A 19,189-nucleotide genomic window follows, 5' to 3' on the forward strand; every position below is an offset into this window, starting at 1 on the left:
CCAATGCCCTGTCTGACAATCAGGGCGATGCGCTGATCGCCGGACTGGAGATGTCCGAAACCAATGGGCAATTGTTCGACTTTTCCGCTACCTACATGGCCTTGCCGGGGCGCTTCGTTACCCGCGCTGAGGATGTCACAAGCTTCGATATCGATGGGCTGACCGGCAAGACCGTTGCGGTACGCCGTGACAGTGCCCATCAGGCCTTCATGCAACGCTATCTGCCAGATGTCAGCGTGGAACAGTTCGACACCGAACTGGCGGGTCTGGCGGCACTGCAGGCCAGCGCGGTCGACGTGTTTTTTGGCGATGGCATGCGGACGTCATTCTGGCTCAACCAGAACCTTGATTGCTGCGGTTTTGCTGGCGGTGCCTATTTTCGCCCCGCCCTGTTCGGCGAAGGATTGTCGATTGCCGTGCCGGCCGGCAATGACGCCATCCGCCACGCCATTGACTGGGCCCTGGTGCGGCTCAAAGACAATGGCGTATTGGATGAATTGTATCTGCGCTGGTTTCCGGTGGGCTTCTACTAGAGTGTCTTCAGCAAGAGTGGCGCGACTTTTGCGGTTCGAAAACGTGACCCATCGCAAACCTAGTCCGGCATGCGCCGATGGCGGGCCCGCGCACCCACTTCGATCGCTGCGGTGGTCAGGCGATCAAGGTCCAGCCGATCCCGCAGCATTTCGAGGAACCGGAGTTCCTCCTGCTCCAGATGCAGATCGACCGAGGTCACCTCCACGGCTACGGCATAGGCCGTATCCTGCAGCTTGGCGGGCAGGGCGGCAATGGCATCATCGATCACCTGGTCGAGGCCACCCGGACCATTGAGCTTGTCGGCGCAGGAATTGGCCACGGCGGTCAGACGACCGGGATCAAAGCTCTCGAATACCGGCAAGCGGCTGATCAGCCCCTGGATGCGCACCAGTTCCTTTTCAGTCATCTGGCTGTCCGAGGAAGCGGCAACGATCATCAGGTGGATCAGGGCATCATGGGCAATATTGGGCATTGAATCTTCCAGCTCTGGCTTCGGCAAGCGATTGCTAGGCGTGTCAGGCGGGCTTGGCAAGCTTGGCATGCTTTGAAAGCGTTGACGCCATTGCGCGGGGATGCAACACCACCGGCATTTCCTCATCTTGAAAGGCCTGCCCTTTGTCGCCCGCTCCGTTGCCCGTTCTCGATCCTGCGTATTTTGACGCTGCCCAGACAGCCCGCGCCTGGCCGTTTGAGGAAGCCCGCAAACTGGTCAAGCGGCTTGAGAAAACGGGCAAGGGCGAGGCCGTGTTCGAAACCGGCTATGGCCCGTCGGGCCTGCCCCATATCGGCACGTTCGGCGAAGTGGCCCGCACCACCATGGTGCGCACGGCCTTTCGCCTGCTGACGCGCGACGAAGTTCCGACGCGGCTGATCTGCTTTTCCGATGACATGGACGGGATGCGCAAGATCCCGGAAAACGTGCCCTCCAGAGAGGCCATGGAGCCGCATCTGCAAAAGCCGTTGAGCGCGGTGCCTGATCCCTGGACCAATGAATATGCCAGCTTCGGCGACCACAACAACGCCATGCTGCGCCGGTTTCTCGATACCTTCGGCTTCAACTACGAATTTGCCAGTGCCACCGACTACTACAAGTCCGGCAAGTTCGACACCGTGCTGCGGCTGGCCGCCGAGCGCTATGACGACATCATGAAGGTTATGCTGCCTTCCCTGGGCGCCGAGCGGCAGGCCACCTATAGCCCTTTCCTGCCGATCTCTCCGATCAGCGGTCGCGTGCTCTATGTGCCAATGAAGGAAGTCAACGCCAAGGACGGCACCATCACCTTCGACGACGAGGACGGTCGTGAAACCACATTGCCCGTCACCGGCGGTCACGTGAAGATGCAGTGGAAGCCCGATTTTGGCATGCGCTGGGCAGCTCTTGGCGTTGATTTTGAAATGTTCGGCAAGGATCACCAGACCAATGCGCCGATCTATGACAGGATCTGCGCCATTCTCGGCGGCAAGCCTCCCGAGCACTATGTCTATGAACTGTTCCTCGATTCCGAGGGCCAGAAGATTTCCAAGTCCAAGGGCAATGGCCTGACCATTGACGAGTGGCTGCGCTATGCCGGCAATGAGAGCCTGGGGCTTTACATGTTCCAGAAGCCGCGCACGGCCAAGCGCCTGCATTTCGATGTCATCCCGCGCGCTGTCGATGAATACTATGCCTTCATCGCCGGTTATCAGGATCAGGACACCGCGACGCGGTTGGAGAACCCGGTCTTCCACGTCCATTACGGTGCGGTGCCAAACCCCGATGTGCCGCTGAGCTTTGCCCTGCTGCTCAATCTCGTGGCCACCGCCAATGCCGAAGACACCAAGGTGCTCTGGGGCTTCATCTCGCGCTATCTGCATGGCGCGACGGCGCAAACCCACCCCGAGATCGATCGCCTGGCAGGTTACGCCGTGCGCTATTTCAACGACAAGGTGAAGCCGGCCAAAGTCTATCGCGCGCCGACCGAACAGGAACGCGCAGCGCTGCAGGACCTGCACGACCAGCTTGGCGCGCATGAAGGCTCGGTGGACGCCACAGCACTGCAAAATCTGGTCTATGAGGTCGGCAAGGCCCACCAGTTCGAGCCGCTGCGCGATTGGTTCAAGGCCATCTATGCCGTGCTGCTCGGTGAAGACCAGGGCCCGCGTTTTGGCTCGTTCATCGCCCTGTTCGGGGTCGCCGAGACACGCAAGCTGATCGCCGACGCCCTGGCCGGGAAAATGCTGGCGAGCTAGTCCAGCGCCTTGCGGAAATACACCACGCGACTGGTTTCAGCAAAACCGAGCGCGTGATGCATCTGCTGGCTTATGGTGTTGTCCAGCAGGGCATCGGATGCCAGTTCGCTGCAGCCGCGCTGCCGCACCCAGGTTTCGATGCTGGCAAGCAGCTGCCGGGCGAGACCCATCCGGCGATATTGTGGCGCCACATAGATGCCTTCAACGAAGCCGACCGGGGAGGTGTTGCAGCCATTGACGTGGTCGTGGCGGATACTGGCCTCGGCAAAGCCGGCCGGTGTACCGTCGGCCAGCCGGACGATCAGGTTGATGGTGTCATCGGGTCGGTTCAGCTGCGCGGCGATCTCGGCCCGGTGCTCGTCAGGCGGTGTGTCGGGCCACAGGGCTTGGCGCATCGCCGCCCAGGAATCAATGTCGGCGCCTGTGGCGGCGGTGACCGACATCACTGGCTGGCCCAGATGATGCGGGCGATCCAGTCAATCTCGGTCAGCGCAAAAATGCGTGGTTCGTAGGCGGGATTGAGCGAGTGCAGTTCGATCTGCTTGCCGGTCTGGCGATAGAGGATCTTGGCCATGACTTCGCCGTCATGTGTCCTGACCACCACCCGATCGCCCCGCCGCACCTGCTCGATGGGCGACACCACGATCCGGTCGCCTTCCCGATAAAGCGGCTCCATGGAATCGCCGTGCACCTCAAGTGCATAAATGCCGCCCTGTTCAGGGGCGGGCAGGGCGATTTCATCCCAGCCTTGTCCGACCGGAAATCCGGCGCTGTCAAAAAAGCCGCCACTACCAGCCTGCGCCAGCCCGAGCAGCGGCACCGTGTGCTGAGGCGCATTGTCATTGAGCTGGAGGAAGGCCCCGGTGCCTGACAGGAAGGCGTCAAAGCTCTCGCCCGTGGCGTCCAGGATTTTGGAAATACTCTCGGTTGACGGCCAGCGCTCGCGCCCATCCTTGCTGATGCGCTTGGAAACGTTGAACGCTGTCGCGTCGAGACCAGCCAGCTTGGCGAGCGCCGAAACGGAATGACCGTGGCGCCGCGCCAGCGCATCAATCCCGTCCCAAATGGCTCTGTGTGACAGCATGGCATGAGTCCAAGGCAGGAAGTATGTCTCAGGTGTGGAATTTAATCCTATCTATATTCCCCTGCACGGCCCGTGTAAAGAGCCGATTCCGGGCGCTTGCAGCCAGCCGCACACCCCATTAGGTTCGCGCTCATGAGCACCCCAGATTTCGTCTACAAGATCGCCACCGAAGCCGCGTTCGCACCCGCCCGCGACACGCCCTCCTTTGCCGGCATGCCGATCGATGCCAAGGATGGCTACATCCATTTTTCCACTGCCGCGCAGCTGGGCGAGACCCTGCGCCTGCACTTTGCCGGTCAGTCCGGGCTGGTGCTGCTGGCGGTACGTAGCGCCGACCTTGGTGATGCCTTGATCTGGGAAGCGTCGCGCGGAGGCGCTTTGTTCCCTCATCTTTATGGTGGGCCGCTGCCTTGCGCTGCCATTGCCTGGGAGGCGCTGCTCAGCGTCGCCGCCGATGGCAGCTGCGTCTTGCCCGAGGCCGTGCAATGATCTTTTCTGCGCTCTCCCCGCTGCTGCGCATTCCAGCCTTGTCGGGGATGACCCAGCAGGCACTGCTCAAGATGGACGCCGAGACAGCGCACGGCGCCACGATTACCGCGCTGCGACTGGGTCTGGCGCCAGAACAGAGCCACGCTGACAGCCCCGAGCTGCGCACCAGGTTGTGCGGCATGGAGCTGAACAACCCGATCGGCATGGCGGCGGGCTTTGACAAGAATGCCGAGGTGCCGCGTCAACTGGCGCAGATGGGTTTTGGCATGGTGGAAATCGGCACGGTCACGCCGCGCCCGCAATCGGGCAATCCCAAGCCGCGCCTGTTCCGCCTCCCCAGCGCGCAGGGCGTGATCAACCGCATGGGCTTCAACAATGAAGGCCACGACGCCGTGTTCGCCCGGCTGAGAGGGTTGCGTGTTCCAGCAGCGCTCGGGGTCAATATTGGCGCCAACAAGGATAGCGAGGATTTCGTTGCCGACTATGTGCTGGGGGTGCAGAAATTCGCCGATCTAGCCGATTACCTGACGGCCAATATTTCCTCACCCAATACGCCCGGCCTGCGCAATCTGCAGAGCGATGAAGCCCTGCGCCGTTTGCTCGGCGAACTGCTCGCCGCCCGGGCCAAGGCCAAAACGCGCGTGCCGGTCTTTCTCAAGATTGCGCCCGATCTGGATGAAGCCGCGCTCGATGTGATCGCCAAAGGGGTGCTCGCCACCGATCTTGATGGCCTGATCATCTCCAACACAACCACTGCCCGCGATACCGTCGCCGGGCTCGACAATGCCGACGAAGCCGGCGGGCTGTCGGGCAAGCCGCTGTTTGATCGCTCAACCCAGAAACTCGCCCAGATGCGCCAGCGCGTCGGCGACCTGCCCATCATTGGTGTCGGCGGTATTCACTCGCCACAATCGGCCCTGGCCAAGTTCGAGGCCGGCGCCAATGCGATCCAGCTCTATTCGGCACTGGTGTTCGGCGGCCTCGACCTGCTCGATACCATCAAGCGGGGGCTGGTAGCGGCCGTGCGCACCCACGGAAAGACCAATATCGATCAGTTGGTGGGGAGCCAGACGGCCGACTGGGCCGCCGGCAAAGCGCGGCCCTAGGGCTGTTTCGGACTGGTGGAAAACAACGCTTCGAACTGACCATCTTCAATACGAGCCGCGGCAATCACCGCCTGGGTGCGGCTGTCGACGTCCAGCTTCTGCAGGATGGCCGAGACGTGGGCCTTGACCGTGGCCTCCGAGATCGTCAGTTCATAGGCGATCTGCTTGTTCATCAGGCCGTCGCTGAGCATCATCAACACCCGCACCTGCTGCGGCGTCAGCGTTGACAGGCGGCGCATCAGCGCGGTGTGGTCATCGTCGCTGCTCAGCAGTGTCCCGTCGGGCACAAATACCTCGCCCGAGAGCACGGTCTCGATGGCCCGGCGGATTTCGGTCGGGCCGGCCGATTTGTGCAGATAGCCCGCCGCGCCCAGCTCGAACGCCCGGCGCACCACGGTGCTGTCCTCCACCGCCGAGATGATCATCACCGGAATATCGGGGTATTGTGCGCGCAGCAGCAGCAGCCCCGAAAAGCCTCGCACCCCCGGCATGTTGAGGTCGAGCAGCACCAGATCGCAATCACGGTCAGCCTCAAGCGCGGCGCTCAACCCGGCCAGATCGCCGGCCTCCTCGACTGTTACCGTAGCGTCACCGCCAGACAGGGTCTGGCGTAGCGCAGCACGGAACAGTGGATGGTCATCGACGATGATGATGCGGCGGCGTGTCATGTTGGTGTCAGCCTCTCAACGCAGACAATTCAGGTGCACAATCAACCTATAGCCATAAGATCCCAGAAAATCAGCTCTCTTGGGGGACTTAACAGGCATAATGCGACAATGCTTAACCGGTTCTTTACCATGTTTTACCAAGAGTGGCCGTCATACCTTCGTGTTGAATCGCGAGGGGACCGTCTTTTCATGACAGGTACCGTTTATGGCTCGCGCGCACTCATTTCAGGATCTGTCCGACCGGTCGAGTGACCCCCAGCCGGGCGAGTGGCAGGCACTGCGCGGCGAATTGGTAGCCCTGCTCGATCAGGTTGAAAACCGCTACGCCCGCGTTGATCGCGAAGAGCCGGCGCTTGATGGACTGACCCAGCGCGTTCGCAATCTGCGTGATCAGGTCATTGGCCCCGAGCCGGCTGTCCGCCGCCGCGAAGCCCTGCGCACCGTCAAGCGTGCGGTCGATCGGTTTAGTGATCGCGACGAGGCCACCCGGATCGAGGACGAGCAGGACGCCCTGGCCAGCGCCATCGCTGAAATCCGTGGCCGCCAGATGGCGGGCAGTGCGGTCCCCATGGGGCGCCATATCGTTGATCTGCCCGAATTCCGCGAGCTCAATGGGCTAGTCGGCGGCCTGTCAGGCCGCCTCGAACAGCTCGAAAGCGAACTGAAATTCCAGCGCCACGGCAATGGCAGCGTGGACGAAGTGGCCAGCCAGGTTGAGCAACTCACCCATGTCGTCGAGCTGTTGGCCGGTGCGGTCGGCGAGACTGGGCAGGTCAAGCGCCTCGAGTCCCAGATCGCTGCCTTGGCCGCGCTGATCGAGCAGGGCCCCAAAGTTGGCCTCAGCGCCATCAACAAACGCCTTGATGATGTCTCGGCCACCGTCGGCAAGCTTGCCGAACTGCAGGCCCAGCAAATGGAACGCGAAATCGCGCGCGAAGACCGCCCTGCGGCCGCGCCGACGTCCGACGGCGCAGCGGCTCTGGTCCCCGCCATGCACGCCATCGAGACCAGCGTCCGCAACATCTATGATCGCATCGACGCGATCGAGCAGAATGTTACGCTGCCCTCCAGTGATTTCGAGCGGCTGACTGCGGAGATGGCCGCCTTCACCCAAGCCATGCATAGTCAGGAAACCGCCCCCGGCGCACTGGTCAAAAAGGTCGATGCGCTGGCCGCCCGCATTGATGATTTCGAGGGCGCCAATGGCGATGTCGCCGGGCTCAAGCAGGATATTTCGGCGCTGCGGCAGGCGGTGATCGCCGGCATGGAGCCGCGCTTCAACCGGATCGAAAGCCAGATTGAGGCGCTTTCCGACCGCCTGGCGCCTGGCGCCGGGAGCACGCAGGTTGAAGACCAGCTCAAACTGCTGATGCAGCGCATGGATGAAGCCAGCACCCAGCTCAACGGCCTGGTCAAACTGTATTCCACCCCCAATGACGCCGCCGATATCGAAGCAATGGCTACTCTGGTTGCCGAGCGCACCAGCGAGGCGGTAGCGCGCAAGGCGCCGGCACCCGTCGCCATGTTCGGTCCCGACAGCCTCAAGAGCATCGAAGACCGTCTCGCCGGCATGATCAAGAGTGCCGGCAAGGTTCCCGATTATGAGACGCTGGCCGATCTGGTCGCCGAAAAAACCTCGCAGGCCGTCGCCAAATCGGCATCCGGCCCGACCGCCGCCGGTATCAGCCATGACAGCATGAGTGAACTTGAGCAGCGCATGACTGCCCTGTTCAAGACCGCCGGCAAAGATACCGCTGAACGCCTGATGCGTCTTGAGGCAGCGCTGAGCAATCGCGCTGCAGCGTCCCAGCCTGCCGTAGCGACGCGCAGCAGTTCAAGTGTTGCCGCAACGCCCGAGGCCTGGCCTGCGCCCCCCGTGCTTGAACCATCGAACGCCAGCCCAGGCGAACGGCTCGAAGCCATGTTGGCGGCGCTGGGAGACCCCGATACCGACAACGACGCCATGCCGGCCAATCCGGGTGACGATGCCCCCCTGGTTGACCCCGGTTTCAGAAATTCCGGCCCGATTGGTGCCGCGCTGGCTGCCAAGGCCAGTGCTGCCCGCTCCACCGTGCTCGCCCCTGAACCTGTGGCGACGACTGCCCCGGCAGCAGCGCCAAAACCCGCAGCGACCAAGACCGCCGGCCCGGCGCCGGCTGAGCGCCCCGCGTTTGCGCCAGATACCGCCGAGCGTCCGCCCAGGCCGCAGTCGAGCTTCTCGCAAGGGGTTGCCGACAGTTTCCAGCCATCCAGCCCAAGCCTGTCACCGGCCGAGGTGCAGACCAGCCAGAACAGCACCAGCACATTTGTGGCCGCGGCGCGTCGCGCTCAGCGGGCCCGCGCTGAAGCTGTGGTGCCTGACGCTACGGCCAATTCGCTGATCAGCCGCGCCCTGTCGCGCTTCAGGCCCGAAAAGGAGGTCATGCCGGCCGCCGAGCAGCCACCCAAAGCTGAAAAGCCAACCAAAGCCCCCAAGGCCCCCAGGGCCCCCAAGGTAGCCAAAGCCCCCAAGCAGACCAAGGCGAACAAGGTTGAGCCGGTGGTGGTTCCGCCCATGCGGGACGCCGATGACGATGCTGATCTCCGGCCCAGCTTTCTCATCCGGCATCGCCGGCCACTCCTGCTCGCGGCCGCGCTCGCTGCCGTATCCATGCTGGCGCTCAATCTGGTCATGCAGCGCATGGCGAGTGCCGAGCCCCAGCAGGCGATTGGCGCAGCGCCAGCGATCGAGGCAGCACCCACAGTTGCGCCCGCATCATCGCCGGACATTTCCCTCGTCCGCCCCGAACCGCGCGTCATCGACATGATCGATGATACGGCGACGGCCTCGATAAACCCCAAGGTGTCGAGCTTCATGCCCTCCGCCACGCCGACAACGCCGATGCCCGCTTCTCTCCTGGCGTATGCGGACGGTACTGGCGCTACGTTTGCCCCACGCGCCACCCCGGGCAGTGCGCCGGATACAACCGGCAGCATTCCCGAGCAGAACGCCAGCGTCGACGTCTTTGACCTGCCGCCCGCAACCGTTGGTCCCCTGGAACTGCGCCAGGCTGCGGCCAATGGTGACACCAAGGCGCAGTTTGAAGTCGCTGCGATTTTCAGTGAGGGTCGTGCGGTCGAGCAGGATCATGCCCAAGCCGCCATCTGGTACGAGCGTTCTGCCGCGCAGGGCTTCGTGCCTGCCCAGTATCGCCTGGGCAATCTCTACGAGACCGGCACCGGCGTCGACAAGGATCTCGAGATCGCCAAGCTCTGGTACCAGCGTGCGGCAGACGCCCACAATCGCATGGCCATGCACAATCTGGCCGCGCTCCATGCCGGTGGCCAGTTGGGCGAGCAGGCATTCGAAACGGCTGCGGAATGGTTTGAGCAGGCCGCATCACGGGGCATGACTGACAGCCAGTTCAATCTGGGCATGCTGTATGCGCGTGGCCTGGGCGTGCCGCAGGACTTTGAGCAATCCTACAAATGGTTTGCCTTGGCCGGACTCGGGGGTGATGCCGACGCTGCCAAGGCGCGCGACGACATTGCCAAGTCCCTGAGCGCCGACGCAGTCAGCCGGATCAATGCCCTGGTCGCCAACTGGAAGACGACGCCCATTGACCTTGCCGCCAACTTTGCGCCGATCGGCACCTGGTCAGACAAGTTCGCGCCCGGCGAGCCCATCAGTGCCCGCGACGTCGTCACCAAGGTGCAGACGGCACTGGCCAGGCTGGGTTTTGATATCGGTACGCCGGACGGTCTGGTCGGCCCCAAGACCGCCGAGGCGATCGCGGCATTCGAACGCGGGACGGGCATGAGCGAAACTGGCGCCATCAACCCACGATTGCTGGCAGTTCTGGGCAGTCAGCCGGTCTGATTTCCGGCCTTTCGCCCGCCCGGCGTCCGACGCACAACAATATTGCAGTTTCTGTCCCTGAAAACCGGGCCTTTGACTTATTGTTGACGGACGCTGCTGTAGGGTGATGCCAGCGTAGCAATTTCGAACGGAACCAGGGTCTTGCAGATCTATCTGCCGATCGCCGAACTTTCCGTGAACCTCTTCTTTCTCGTGGGGATCGGAGGGGCCGTCGGATTCCTGTCGGGCCTGTTTGGCGTCGGCGGCGGATTCCTGCTGACTCCACTGCTGATTTTCTCGGGCGTGCCGGCTTCGGTGGCCGTTGCCTCAGTCACCGGACAGGTTGTCGCCGCGTCAACATCGGGTGCCTTGGGGTATTATCGCCGCGGTGGAATTGACCTCCATCTCGCGCTCTACCTGATACTCTCGGGCATTGTCGGTGCCGTCGGCGGCGTAGCGGCTTTCGCTCTGCTGCGCGATGCTGGCCAACTCGACCTCGTCATTTCCGTCGGTTTTCTGGTGCTATTGGGGTCAGTGGGCGCGCTCATGCTGGTCGAGTCGACCCGCTCCCTGCTCAAATCGCGCAAGGGCGTGGTGGTGCGTGAGCGGTTGCCCAATCAGCATAACTGGATCCACGGCCTGCCACTGCGCGTCCGGTTCAAGAAATCCCGCCTCTATATCAGCGTCCTGCCGGTGCTGCTGATCGGACTGTTCATCGGCTTTGTCGGCTCACTGCTGGGCGTGGGCGGCGGTTTCATCATGGTGCCGGCGCTGGTCTATCTGCTGCGGGTGCCCGGCAGCATCGTTATTGGCACCTCGCTGGCCCAGGTAGTGGCCATGATGGCCGCCACCACCATCCTGCATGCTGTGCAGAGCCAGAGTGTCGACATCATACTTGCATTTTGCCTGATGATCGGCGGGACCGTAGGGGCTCAGTTCGGCGCTTCCGCCGGCAAGCAATTACGGGGCGAGCAGTTGCGCGGCCTGTTGGCGCTGCTGGTCCTGGCGGTCGCTATCCGTTTTGGCTTCTCGCTGATCCTCACCCCTGCCGATGTCTTCAGCACGGCGGTGATGGGAGCAGGCAAATGACCCGGCTGCTCACCCCATTGCTGCTCGTCCTGCTGCTGATTGCACCGGCTTATGCCGAGCGGCTGGTATCGCAGATGTCCAATGAAAGCATCGAGATCACCTCGAGCTTTGATGGTGAGCGGATGTCGTTCTTCGGCATGATCGCCCCCGACGCCGGATCCGAGCAGAAATTTGTCACCGGTCCCTTCCATGTCGTGATCGTCGTGCTGGGTCCGACGCAAGACCGCGTGGCCCGCGAAAAGACCCATAATTTCGGCATCTGGTTCAACACCGATCAGGTCGGGTTCGACAATTTCCCCAGCTATCTCCACGTGCTTTCCAGCAGCCGGCTGAACGACATTTCCGACGTCACCACCCTGACGGCAAACGGCATCTTGCCCGAGGCCTACACCTTGGCCGCCAGTACCGGCGATTGGTGGAAATCGGCAATTTTCAGTCGCGAACTGGTGCGTCTGATGACGGAGGAAGGACTGTTCGGTGTGCAGGAAAACGGCGTCAATTTCCTGTCCGACAATTTCTACTCCGCGCGGCTGACGCTGCCCAGCAATGCACCACCCGGGCCCTATATCGCCCTGACCTATGTGTTCCAGAACGGCGACATCATTGCGCGGAAATCCGAGGGTTTTTCGGTGCGCAAGATTGGCTTTGAGCGCTTCGTCGCGATGGCCGCCGTGCAGAGCCCTCTGCTTTACGGCCTGGTTTGCGTCATCCTTGCCCTGTTCACCGGCTGGCTCGGTGGAGCGATCTTCAGGCGCTGATTATCTGCGCACCAGCCGCTTGCGGCTGACCGGATAGGTGCGGTCCTTGCCCAGCATCGTCACTTCCAGCCCCGGCAGATAAAACAGCCCCTCAAAGGCCGCCGACAGAATGTTGATAGACCCTGTCGAGGCGCCATAGGCCGGCAGGATCATCAGCCGATTGTCGTGCACAAAGCAGGGCCGTCGGGTGGATCGACCGTCCATCTGGATATGAGCCGCCGGATGCAAATGGCCGGCAATCAGCCCTGATATGCCGCGGCGGGGTTCGTGCGTCAGGGTCAATCCGGCCAGCACCAACTCGGCCATCGCCGTGCCCGCCAACCCGTTGGGGGCGGGGTCGTGGTTGCCGGAAAGCCAGATGCACTCAACGCGCTCGGCGAGCGTATCGAGTCGCATACGGTCCGATTTGGCCAACAGATTGCTGGCATCGGGGCGATGGAAGCTGTCGCCGAGGGCGACCAGGCGCTGCGCGCCGGTGCGGCGCAAATCCGCCTCAAGCCGCGCCAGCGTCAGCCCGGTATCATAGGGCGGCAGCATCTGCCCGCGCGGGGCAAAACTGCTCATTTTTTCCAAGTGCAGATCAGCGACCAGCAAGGTCTGCTGCGCGTGCCAGTACAGCGCGCCGGAGGGCAGCGGCTCGAAATTGTGACCGGCGAATCGCACAATCGGTGTCTCTGTGCTCTCGGCTTGAAATTGAACCTGGCTCAAATCTGTCCGAGTGCCTCACGCATCAGTTCATCTGCAGCATCAGCCATAGCCGATTCGCGGCCTTCCCCGAAAATCGGCTCCTTGCCGATATCGAGCATCACCGGCACCGCCAAGGGCGAAATCTGGTGCAGTGGTTTGTGCACGATATGGCCGCGAATGCGCGCCAGCATGGCGCCCAACCGCTCGATGTCGAGCAGGCCGCGCGCCGCATCGCGCCTTGTCGCCTGGATCAGGATGTGGTCCGGCTCATGCTGGTAGAGCACGTCATAGATCAGGTCGCTACTCATGGTGATCTGGCGGCCCGATTTCTCCCGGCCCGGATGCCGCCGTTCGATCAACCCGGCAATGATCGCGCAATTGCGGAACGTCCGCTTCATCAGCGCCGATTCATCGAGCCAGGCTTCCAGGTCATCGCCCAGCATGTCCTGTGAGAATAGCTCGTCCAGCGACAACCGCCCGGTGCGGATCAGCGCGGAGAGATCGCCCAGTCCCCAGATGGCCAGCGCGTATTCGGAGGCGACAAAGCCCAGCGGCCGGGCCCGGGCCCGCTCCAGCCGACGCGTCAGCAGCATGCCCAGCGTCTGATGTGCCAGTCGACCCTCAAATGGGTAGCAGACCAGATAGTTCTGTGCGCCGCGCGGAAAGGTCTCGACCAGCAGGCTGTCGCGGCGTGGCAGCACCGAGACATCGCGCTGCAGCCGCAGCCAGTCGCTCACCTGACCCGGCAGCTTGGCCCAGTCATCGGGACTATCCATGATCCGCCGCACCCGTTCGGCCAGATAGGTCGAGAGCGGAAACTTGCCGCCCATATAGGACGGGATCTTGGGGTTGGTGGCCTGCGCACGGGAAACGAAAGCCTCGTTGTCGCGCATGCCCTCAAAGGCGACGATTTCGCCACCAAACATGAAGGTGTCACCCGCCAGCAGCGTGCCGAAGAAATACTCTTCCATCTCGCCGAGCACGCGCCCGCCCGCGCCAATCGGGCTTTGCGATTGCCCCTTTTTCATGCCGCGCGAGCGCACCAGCCGCACCCGCACCATCGGCTCTTCGATAATGGTGCCGATATTGAGCCGGTATTGCTGGGCCACCTGCGCATTGGCCACCCGCCAGGTGCCATCCGCGGTCAGCTTGAGCCGCGCATAGCGCTCATAGGCCTTGAGGGCATAGCCACCCGTGGCCACGAACTCGAGCACCCGGTCGAACTGGCTGCGTTCGAGATCACGATAGGGCCAGGCCAGCCGGATTTCGTCATAGAGTGCATCCGCAGCGAACGGCGCCGCACAGGCCATGCCCATAATGTGCTGGGCCAGCACGTCATAGCCGCCCAAAACCGGGTCTTCGCTATCCTGTTGGTTCTCGGCCACTGCTTCCAGCGCCGCTTCGCATTCAAGCACTTCAAACCGGTTTGACGGCACCAGCAACGCCTTGGACGGTTCATCGAGCCGGTGATTGGCGCGGCCGATGCGCTGCAGCATGCGCGAGGAGCCCTTGGGCGCACCCACCTGCACCACCAGATCGACATCGCCCCAGTCAATGCCCAGATCGAGCGTTGAGGTGCACACCACCGCCTTGAGCGTGCCGGCCACCATGGCGCTCTCGACCTTGCGGCGTTGCTCTACCGAGAGCGAGCCATGGTGCAGCGCGATGGGCAGCAGGTCATCATTGATCGCCCACAGCCCCTGGAACAGCATTTCGGCCTGGCTGCGTGTATTGACGAAGAGCAGCGTGGTCCGGTGCCGCTTGATGGTCTCATACAGCTCGACATGGGCATAGTTCGCCGAATGCCCGGCCCAGGGCAGGCGCTGTTCGGTTTCGAGGATTTGCAGCACTGGTGGCGCGCCGCCCGAAGCCTGCAACAAATGTGTCGGCCTGCCCGGCACGGGCTGGGCAATCCAGTCGGCCAGCAGATCTGGCCGCGCCACCGTGGCACTGAGTGCGGTGATCTGCAGCCCGGGCGCCAGACTGGCAATCCGCGCCAGCGCCAAAGACAGCAACTCGCCGCGCTTGGAGGTCACCAGCGCATGCAATTCGTCCAGCACAATGCGCTTGAGCGAACCGAAGAACAGCTCGGCATGCGGGTGGCTGATCAGCAGGCATAGCTGCTCGGGCGTCGTCAGCAGGATATGCGGCGGCTTGACCCGCTGCCGGGCGCGCCTGGATGCCGGCGTATCCCCGGTCCGCGTCTCGACCTTGATCTTGAGTCCCATCTCCTCGATCGGCGTGGTCAGGTTGCGCTGCACGTCAACCGCCAGTGCCTTGAGGGGCGAGACGTAAAGGGTGTGCAGGCCTTCATGCGTGCCGTCGATCAGATCGGTCAGCGTTGGCAGGAACCCGGCGAGCGTCTTGCCCGCCCCGGTCGGGGCAATCAGCAGCGCCGAGGCGCCCGCTTGCCAACTGTCCAGCACATCGTGCTGATGCTGCCGCGGCAACCAGCCCTTGGATTTGAACCAGTCGGCGATGATGGGGGGCAGGGCGGTCAACCGTCAGCCCTTCTGGCCTTCCCCCGCAAGGGGGAAGGGGCGATCACGACTGGCCTCGTGAATGGCGGGGGTTCTGGCAGACCACAAACTTCGCAAGTCACACCTTCTGCAAATCGCCAAACACCCTATATGATCACTCAGGACCACAACAGGGAGGGCCAGCATGACCGATCAACCCCAGACCGAAACACGGCGTTCCCCGGTGGAACGCCTTTTTGGCGGCCATCCCATCAGTGTGGTGCTCAAGCTCGCCCTGGTGTCGCTGCTCGTCGGCTTTGTCATGAGCATTTTCGGTGTCGATGCGCAGCAGATCGTGCGCGGCGCGGTTGAGCTGCTGCGCGAAACCCTGCGTGATGGTGCCGGGATCTTCCGCAATCTTGGCGGCTATATCCTGACCGGCGCGGCGCTGGTGGTGCCGATCTGGCTGCTGATCCGTCTGGCGCGGAAAAGCTGATGGCTCCCGAGCACCTCAATCTGACGCCGCAACAGGCGCTGTCACGCCTTGTGCCGCATATTCTGGAAATGCAGTCAAAGGCTCACGCCCGCATTGCCATCGGCATCGCCGGTGGTCCTGGCACCGGCAAATCCACCCTGGCCAGCGAAATCGTCATCATGCTCAACGCCACGCATCCCGGCAGCGCCGCCTTGGTCCCGATGGACGGCTTTCACATCAGGCACGCCAAGCTCGAAGCCATGGGCCAGACCGATTTCAAGGGCGCGCCGCACACTTTTGAAGGCGCCGAATTCGTCAGCTTCTTGCATCATCTCAAATCGGCAAAGACGGCGGTCAGCGGCCCGGGCTATTCGCGCCGGATCGAAGACGTCGTCGACAACGCCTTCACCATTGGCCCCGATGTGCGCGTGCTGGTGGTTGAGGGCAATTACCTCCTGCTGACCGAAGGTCCCTTCGCTGGCGTCAAGCCATTGCTCGACTATGCGGTGTTCATAGACGTGCCGCGCGATCTGGTGCAGGCGCGTCTGCTCAAGCGCCATGCCGAGGAGGGCCTGTTCAGCGAAGATCGCAATCGTGCTCATATCGAGCGCAATGATTTGCCAAATTACGACCTGGTGCACCTGTCGCAGGACCGGGCAGATGTGGTGATCTCACTGCTTACCGACCACTGATTCTGCGAGCTCACAGATGGCTACCGGCGCGCGTCCCCAATATCCCTTCGACGTGCGCCATGCAGATGTGTGGAAGATTGCCATCCCCGCCTCGGTGGCCTTCATAACCGAACCGCTGGTCGGCATCGTTGATATAACCGTCATTGGCCGGCTCGGCGATGCCGGGCTGCTCGGCGGCCTGGTGCTCGGGGCGCTGGTATTCGATGTCGTCTTTTCGATGGCCTATTTCCTGCGCATCGGCACTGCCGGGCTGACGGCCCAGGCAGTAGGGGCGCGCGACCCGCGTGACGGCTTGCTCCATGTCAGCCGCGCCCTGGTGCTGGCGGTGCTGATCGGGCTGGGCATGATCGTGCTGGCGGTTCCCTTGCATTGGGGCGCCCAGGCTCTGCTGGCGCCGGGTCCTGGCGTTGCTGCGGCGCTGTCGGAGTATTTCTTCATCCGCATCTGGTCGGCACCGCTCGTTCTGATCAATCAGGCGCTGCTGGGCTGGTTCTATGGGCGTGCCGCCGCCGCCACGGGCATGCTGCTGCAGATGCTGCTTCATGGCATCAATATTGTTGCCAGCATTGTTCTGGTGTTCGGGCTGGGCATGGGCGTCCGTGGCGCCGCTCTGGGCACCGTGCTGGGCGGTACGGTAGCCGCGTTGCTCGGCCTGATCCTGATGGTGCGCCACTATGGCGGGGTGACCCGTCTGCTCAGCCTGGCGCCCCGCATCGACCTGCTCGACGCCACCGCCCTCAATCGCATGTTTGGCCTCAGCCGTGACCTGATGATCCGCTCGGCCGCCCTGATGGGCGCCTATGCCTGGTTTGCGGCACAGGGCTCGCGCATGGGCGAAGTGGCGCTGTCGGCCAATGCCATCCTGCTCAACCTGCTGATGGTGGTCTCGTTCTTCCTCGATGGCGTAGCCCAGGCCGCCGAGCAGTTGACCGGCAAGGCCGTCGGCGCCAATTGGCGTCCGGCCTTTGACCAGGCCTATCGGCTGAGCTTCGTCTGGGGTCTGGTGCTGACTGTGTCCATGGGGCTGGCCTGGTATTTTTCCGGCCCGTTGCTCATCGGCATCATGACGACCAATGCCGAGGTCCAGGCCTATGCCGTGACCTATCTGCCGATCGCCGCGCTGTGCACCATCAGCTTCATGCCCGCTTTCGTCTATGACGGGATTCTGATTGGCACCACACTCAACACCACCATGCGCAATGGCATGGTGGTGTCGCTGGTGGTGTTTCTGGCCGTGGCCCTGGTGGCCCAGCCCTTATGGGGCAATTGGGGTCTCTGGGCCGCCCTGCACAGCTGGTTCATCGCCCGCGGCGTGATCTATTGGTGGGCGCTGGAACGCCGCAAGGCAGGCCTGTTCAGCGCTCCGGCCTAGTTGATCCGTGGACTTGGGTTGCGTGCCTGATTGGCCAGCCCGCTGATCGCGGCGCGCAGGGCGGCGGGTTTGACCGGTTTGGTGACCACGGCGATGCCGCGCTCTTCGGCCAGCGCCCGCACTGCCGGGCTGCGGTCAGCCGTGACCAGCGCTGCCGGCAAATGTCCGCCCACATTGTGGCGCAGCCACTCAATGGCATCCAGACCCGAGGTCTGGTCGAGGTGATAATCCATCAGCACCAGATCGGGGTACCAGCCCTCAAGCAACTGCTCCTTGTCGATCTGCTTGAGCGACAGCGCACTGCGCACATCGCAGCCCCAATGGCGCAGCAATCCCTCCATGGCTTCAATGATCGATCGCTCATTGTCCACGCACAGGACCTTCAGCCCAAGCGTGCCAAAATTGATCTCGGCGAGAGCGGGGGCCGGTTCGCCCATCGGGCGAATGGTCCGGGTCAACGGCAGGAACAGCGAAAACCGCGAGCCACGCCCCTCCACGCTGTCCAGTTCCAGGGTCAGGTCCAGCGCGGTGACCAGGCGCTGCACAATCGACAGGCCAAGCCCCAGTCCCTGCGCCATGCGTGCGCCGCGCTCCAGCCGGGAAAACTCGGCAAACAGCAAGCGGTGCTGATCCTTGTTGAAGCCAATGCCCGTATCAATGACGTCGAGCCGCATCCGATTGCCCCGCCGCCGGAAGCCGACCAGTACCTTGCCCCCGCGATTGGTGTATTTGATCGCGTTGGACACCAGATTTTGCACGATACGCCCGACGAGCGAGCGGTCGACCAGCACGGTGGCATTGCTCGGCACGAGGCGCAGCGAAATATTGCGCTCGCGTGCCATCGGCCCGAACTCCACTTCGATCCGTTTCAGCAGATCGCGCGCCGCCACCGGCGCTGGTGCCGGCTTGAGCGCGCCACTATCGATCCGCGAAATGTCGAGCAGCGCCGACATGATATCTTCCACCGCCGTCAGCGAGGCCTCGATCGAATTGGCCAGATCGGCCAGGCCCGTCGATTTGGAGCGCTCGATCAGGGTTGATGTATAGAGCCGCGCCGCGTTGAGCGGTTGCAGCAGATCATGGCTGGCCGCAGCCAGGAAACGCGTCTTGTCGTGATTGGCCGCATCGGCCTTGGCCCGAGCGCTCTCCAGTTCCATATTGACCCGGGTCAACGCCGCCGTACGCTCGGCCACTCGACCTTCCAGCGAATGATTGACCTGCGCCAGCGCGCGCTCGGCCTGCACCCGGGCGGTGACATCGGAGAAGGCAATGACCAGGCCGCCATCGGGTAACCGGCTGGAATGAAACTCCAGCGTCTGGTCGTGCTTGCCCGGCCTTTGCGTCACCGTTACCGGCGAAGACGTCAGCAGGTTGATCCGCTCGATCGCCAATCGCGCCGGATCACCTTCGCCAAGGTCGCCGCGATCGCCCAGGAACAGGGCAATGTCGAATAGCGGCGTCCCCAGCTTCTGCAGGGCAGAGGGCAATTCCAGCAAGGCGTTATAGCGGGCGTTGGACATCACCAGCCGCATCCTGGCGTCAAACACTGCGATGCCTTGCGGGATATGATTGATCGCCTGGATGAGGCTCGTTGCTGGGACGAAGGTGTCGGGCGACATGGGAAGGACGATCGAAAACACTGCGGGACACGTCGGACTATCTGCCCCCGAGCTGCCCTGTGCAAGGCCAACTCATGAGCCATTGCTTTT

At 62.9% G+C, this 19,189-nt stretch carries 17 protein-coding genes; 10 read left to right on the forward strand and 7 right to left on the reverse strand.

Annotation, left to right across the window (positions count from 1 at the left end; all coding sequences use genetic code 11):
* A partial coding sequence (locus Q8O80_RS13295; protein ID WP_305579983.1) for a transporter substrate-binding domain-containing protein occupies nt 1–533 on the forward strand: 533 nt, incomplete at its 5' end.
* 59 nt (nt 534–592) lie between these two features.
* Here the strand turns inward: Q8O80_RS13295 and Q8O80_RS13300 are convergent.
* Nucleotides 593–1,006 carry a tellurite resistance TerB family protein gene (locus Q8O80_RS13300; protein ID WP_305579985.1) on the reverse strand — a complete coding sequence of 138 codons (414 nt, stop codon included), beginning with the start codon at nt 1,004–1,006 and terminating at the stop codon, nt 593–595.
* Nucleotides 1,007–1,149: 143 nt separating this feature from the next.
* Here Q8O80_RS13300 and Q8O80_RS13305 point away from each other — a divergent pair, with 143 nt between their 5' ends.
* Complete coding sequence (locus tag Q8O80_RS13305) at nt 1,150–2,763, forward strand: lysine--tRNA ligase (protein ID WP_305579987.1); 1,614 nt, start codon at nt 1,150–1,152, stop codon at nt 2,761–2,763.
* On the opposite strand, the gene aac(6') is transcribed toward Q8O80_RS13305, so the two are convergent.
* On the reverse strand, nt 2,760–3,206 hold the full coding sequence (aac(6'), locus tag Q8O80_RS13310) for an aminoglycoside 6'-N-acetyltransferase (protein WP_305579989.1): 447 nt from the start codon (nt 3,204–3,206) through the stop codon (nt 2,760–2,762). The two genes, Q8O80_RS13305 and aac(6'), sit on opposite strands and share 4 nt — an antisense overlap.
* Nucleotides 3,206–3,847, reverse strand: coding sequence for a helix-turn-helix transcriptional regulator (locus tag Q8O80_RS13315; protein ID WP_305579991.1), 642 nt, complete (start codon nt 3,845–3,847; stop codon nt 3,206–3,208). Before Q8O80_RS13315 ends, aac(6') begins: the two co-directional genes overlap by 1 nt.
* Before the next feature lie 132 nt (nt 3,848–3,979).
* On the opposite strand from Q8O80_RS13315, the gene Q8O80_RS13320 reads away from it, so the two are divergent.
* Nucleotides 3,980–4,336 (forward strand): DUF952 domain-containing protein, encoded by a 357-nt coding sequence (locus Q8O80_RS13320; RefSeq protein WP_305579993.1) that lies wholly within the window; start codon nt 3,980–3,982, stop codon nt 4,334–4,336.
* Entirely contained in the window at nt 4,333–5,442 is a 1,110-nt protein-coding gene (locus tag Q8O80_RS13325) for a quinone-dependent dihydroorotate dehydrogenase (protein WP_305579995.1), read from the forward strand. The genes Q8O80_RS13320 and Q8O80_RS13325 overlap by 4 nt, the downstream gene beginning before the upstream one ends.
* Here the strand turns inward: Q8O80_RS13325 and Q8O80_RS13330 are convergent.
* Nucleotides 5,439–6,110, reverse strand: a complete 672-nt coding sequence (locus tag Q8O80_RS13330; RefSeq protein WP_305579997.1) for a response regulator transcription factor — start codon at nt 6,108–6,110, stop codon at nt 5,439–5,441. The genes Q8O80_RS13325 and Q8O80_RS13330 overlap by 4 nt on opposite strands.
* Nucleotides 6,111–6,315: 205 nt before the next feature.
* Here Q8O80_RS13330 and Q8O80_RS13335 point away from each other — a divergent pair, with 205 nt between their 5' ends.
* From Q8O80_RS13335 to Q8O80_RS13345, 3 genes are all read left to right on the forward strand, one after another.
* Nucleotides 6,316–9,969 (forward strand): peptidoglycan-binding protein, encoded by a 3,654-nt coding sequence (locus Q8O80_RS13335; RefSeq protein WP_305579999.1) that lies wholly within the window; start codon nt 6,316–6,318, stop codon nt 9,967–9,969.
* Between the two features lie 141 nt (nt 9,970–10,110).
* Nucleotides 10,111–11,037 (forward strand): sulfite exporter TauE/SafE family protein, encoded by a 927-nt coding sequence (locus tag Q8O80_RS13340; protein WP_305580001.1) that lies wholly within the window; start codon nt 10,111–10,113, stop codon nt 11,035–11,037.
* Nucleotides 11,034–11,795, forward strand: coding sequence for a TIGR02186 family protein (locus Q8O80_RS13345; protein WP_305580003.1), 762 nt, complete (start codon nt 11,034–11,036; stop codon nt 11,793–11,795). The genes Q8O80_RS13340 and Q8O80_RS13345 overlap by 4 nt, the downstream gene beginning before the upstream one ends.
* Here the strand turns inward: Q8O80_RS13345 and pdeM are convergent, their stop codons facing one another.
* Together pdeM and Q8O80_RS13355 are read right to left on the reverse strand one after the other, a co-directional pair.
* Nucleotides 11,796–12,458 carry a ligase-associated DNA damage response endonuclease PdeM gene (gene pdeM, locus Q8O80_RS13350; RefSeq protein ID WP_305580005.1) on the reverse strand — a complete coding sequence of 221 codons (663 nt, stop codon included), beginning with the start codon at nt 12,456–12,458 and terminating at the stop codon, nt 11,796–11,798.
* Nucleotides 12,459–12,499: 41 nt separating this feature from the next.
* Entirely contained in the window at nt 12,500–14,983 is a 2,484-nt protein-coding gene (locus tag Q8O80_RS13355) for a ligase-associated DNA damage response DEXH box helicase (protein WP_305580007.1), read from the reverse strand.
* A gap of 163 nt (nt 14,984–15,146) precedes the next feature.
* Here Q8O80_RS13355 and Q8O80_RS13360 point away from each other — a divergent pair, with 163 nt between their 5' ends.
* From Q8O80_RS13360 to Q8O80_RS13370, 3 genes are read left to right on the forward strand one after another with little or no spacing between them, the layout of a single operon-like run.
* Nucleotides 15,147–15,437, forward strand: coding sequence for a DUF6460 domain-containing protein (locus tag Q8O80_RS13360; RefSeq protein WP_305580009.1), 291 nt, complete (start codon nt 15,147–15,149; stop codon nt 15,435–15,437).
* On the forward strand, nt 15,437–16,108 hold the full coding sequence (locus tag Q8O80_RS13365; RefSeq protein ID WP_305580011.1) for a nucleoside/nucleotide kinase family protein: 672 nt from the start codon (nt 15,437–15,439) through the stop codon (nt 16,106–16,108). Before Q8O80_RS13360 ends, Q8O80_RS13365 begins: the two co-directional genes overlap by 1 nt.
* Nucleotides 16,109–16,124: 16 nt before the next feature.
* Nucleotides 16,125–17,480, forward strand: a complete 1,356-nt coding sequence (locus Q8O80_RS13370; RefSeq protein ID WP_305580013.1) for an MATE family efflux transporter — start codon at nt 16,125–16,127, stop codon at nt 17,478–17,480.
* Here Q8O80_RS13370 and Q8O80_RS13375 read toward each other — a convergent pair.
* The gene (locus Q8O80_RS13375) at nt 17,477–19,099 is read right to left on the reverse strand and encodes a PAS-domain containing protein (protein WP_305580015.1); all 1,623 of its coding nucleotides are present in this window, start codon (nt 19,097–19,099) and stop codon (nt 17,477–17,479) included. The two genes, Q8O80_RS13370 and Q8O80_RS13375, sit on opposite strands and share 4 nt — an antisense overlap.
* Nucleotides 19,100–19,189 lie beyond the last annotated feature (90 nt).

The organism is Devosia sp. (genome assembly GCF_030689745.1).
Lineage (GTDB): Bacteria > Pseudomonadota > Alphaproteobacteria > Rhizobiales > Devosiaceae > Devosia > Devosia alba.

Bases quoted from the DNA above. Each gene is read 5' to 3' on its own strand.
- Q8O80_RS13345 (WP_305580003.1), top strand. From the start codon at position 11,034: ATGACCCGGCTGCTCACCCCATTGCTGCTCGTCCTGCTGCTGATTGCA.
- Q8O80_RS13375 (WP_305580015.1), bottom strand. From the start codon at position 19,099: ATGTCGCCCGACACCTTCGTCCCAGCAACGAGCCTCATCCAGGCGATC.
- Q8O80_RS13370 (WP_305580013.1), top strand. From the start codon at position 16,125: ATGGCTACCGGCGCGCGTCCCCAATATCCCTTCGACGTGCGCCATGCA.
- Q8O80_RS13300 (WP_305579985.1), bottom strand. From the start codon at position 1,006: ATGCCCAATATTGCCCATGATGCCCTGATCCACCTGATGATCGTTGCC.
- Q8O80_RS13365 (WP_305580011.1), top strand. From the start codon at position 15,437: ATGGCTCCCGAGCACCTCAATCTGACGCCGCAACAGGCGCTGTCACGC.
- Q8O80_RS13320 (WP_305579993.1), top strand. From the start codon at position 3,980: ATGAGCACCCCAGATTTCGTCTACAAGATCGCCACCGAAGCCGCGTTC.
- Q8O80_RS13325 (WP_305579995.1), top strand. From the start codon at position 4,333: ATGATCTTTTCTGCGCTCTCCCCGCTGCTGCGCATTCCAGCCTTGTCG.
- Q8O80_RS13315 (WP_305579991.1), bottom strand. From the start codon at position 3,847: ATGCTGTCACACAGAGCCATTTGGGACGGGATTGATGCGCTGGCGCGG.
- Q8O80_RS13330 (WP_305579997.1), bottom strand. From the start codon at position 6,110: ATGACACGCCGCCGCATCATCATCGTCGATGACCATCCACTGTTCCGT.
- Q8O80_RS13360 (WP_305580009.1), top strand. From the start codon at position 15,147: ATGACCGATCAACCCCAGACCGAAACACGGCGTTCCCCGGTGGAACGC.
- Q8O80_RS13335 (WP_305579999.1), top strand. From the start codon at position 6,316: ATGGCTCGCGCGCACTCATTTCAGGATCTGTCCGACCGGTCGAGTGAC.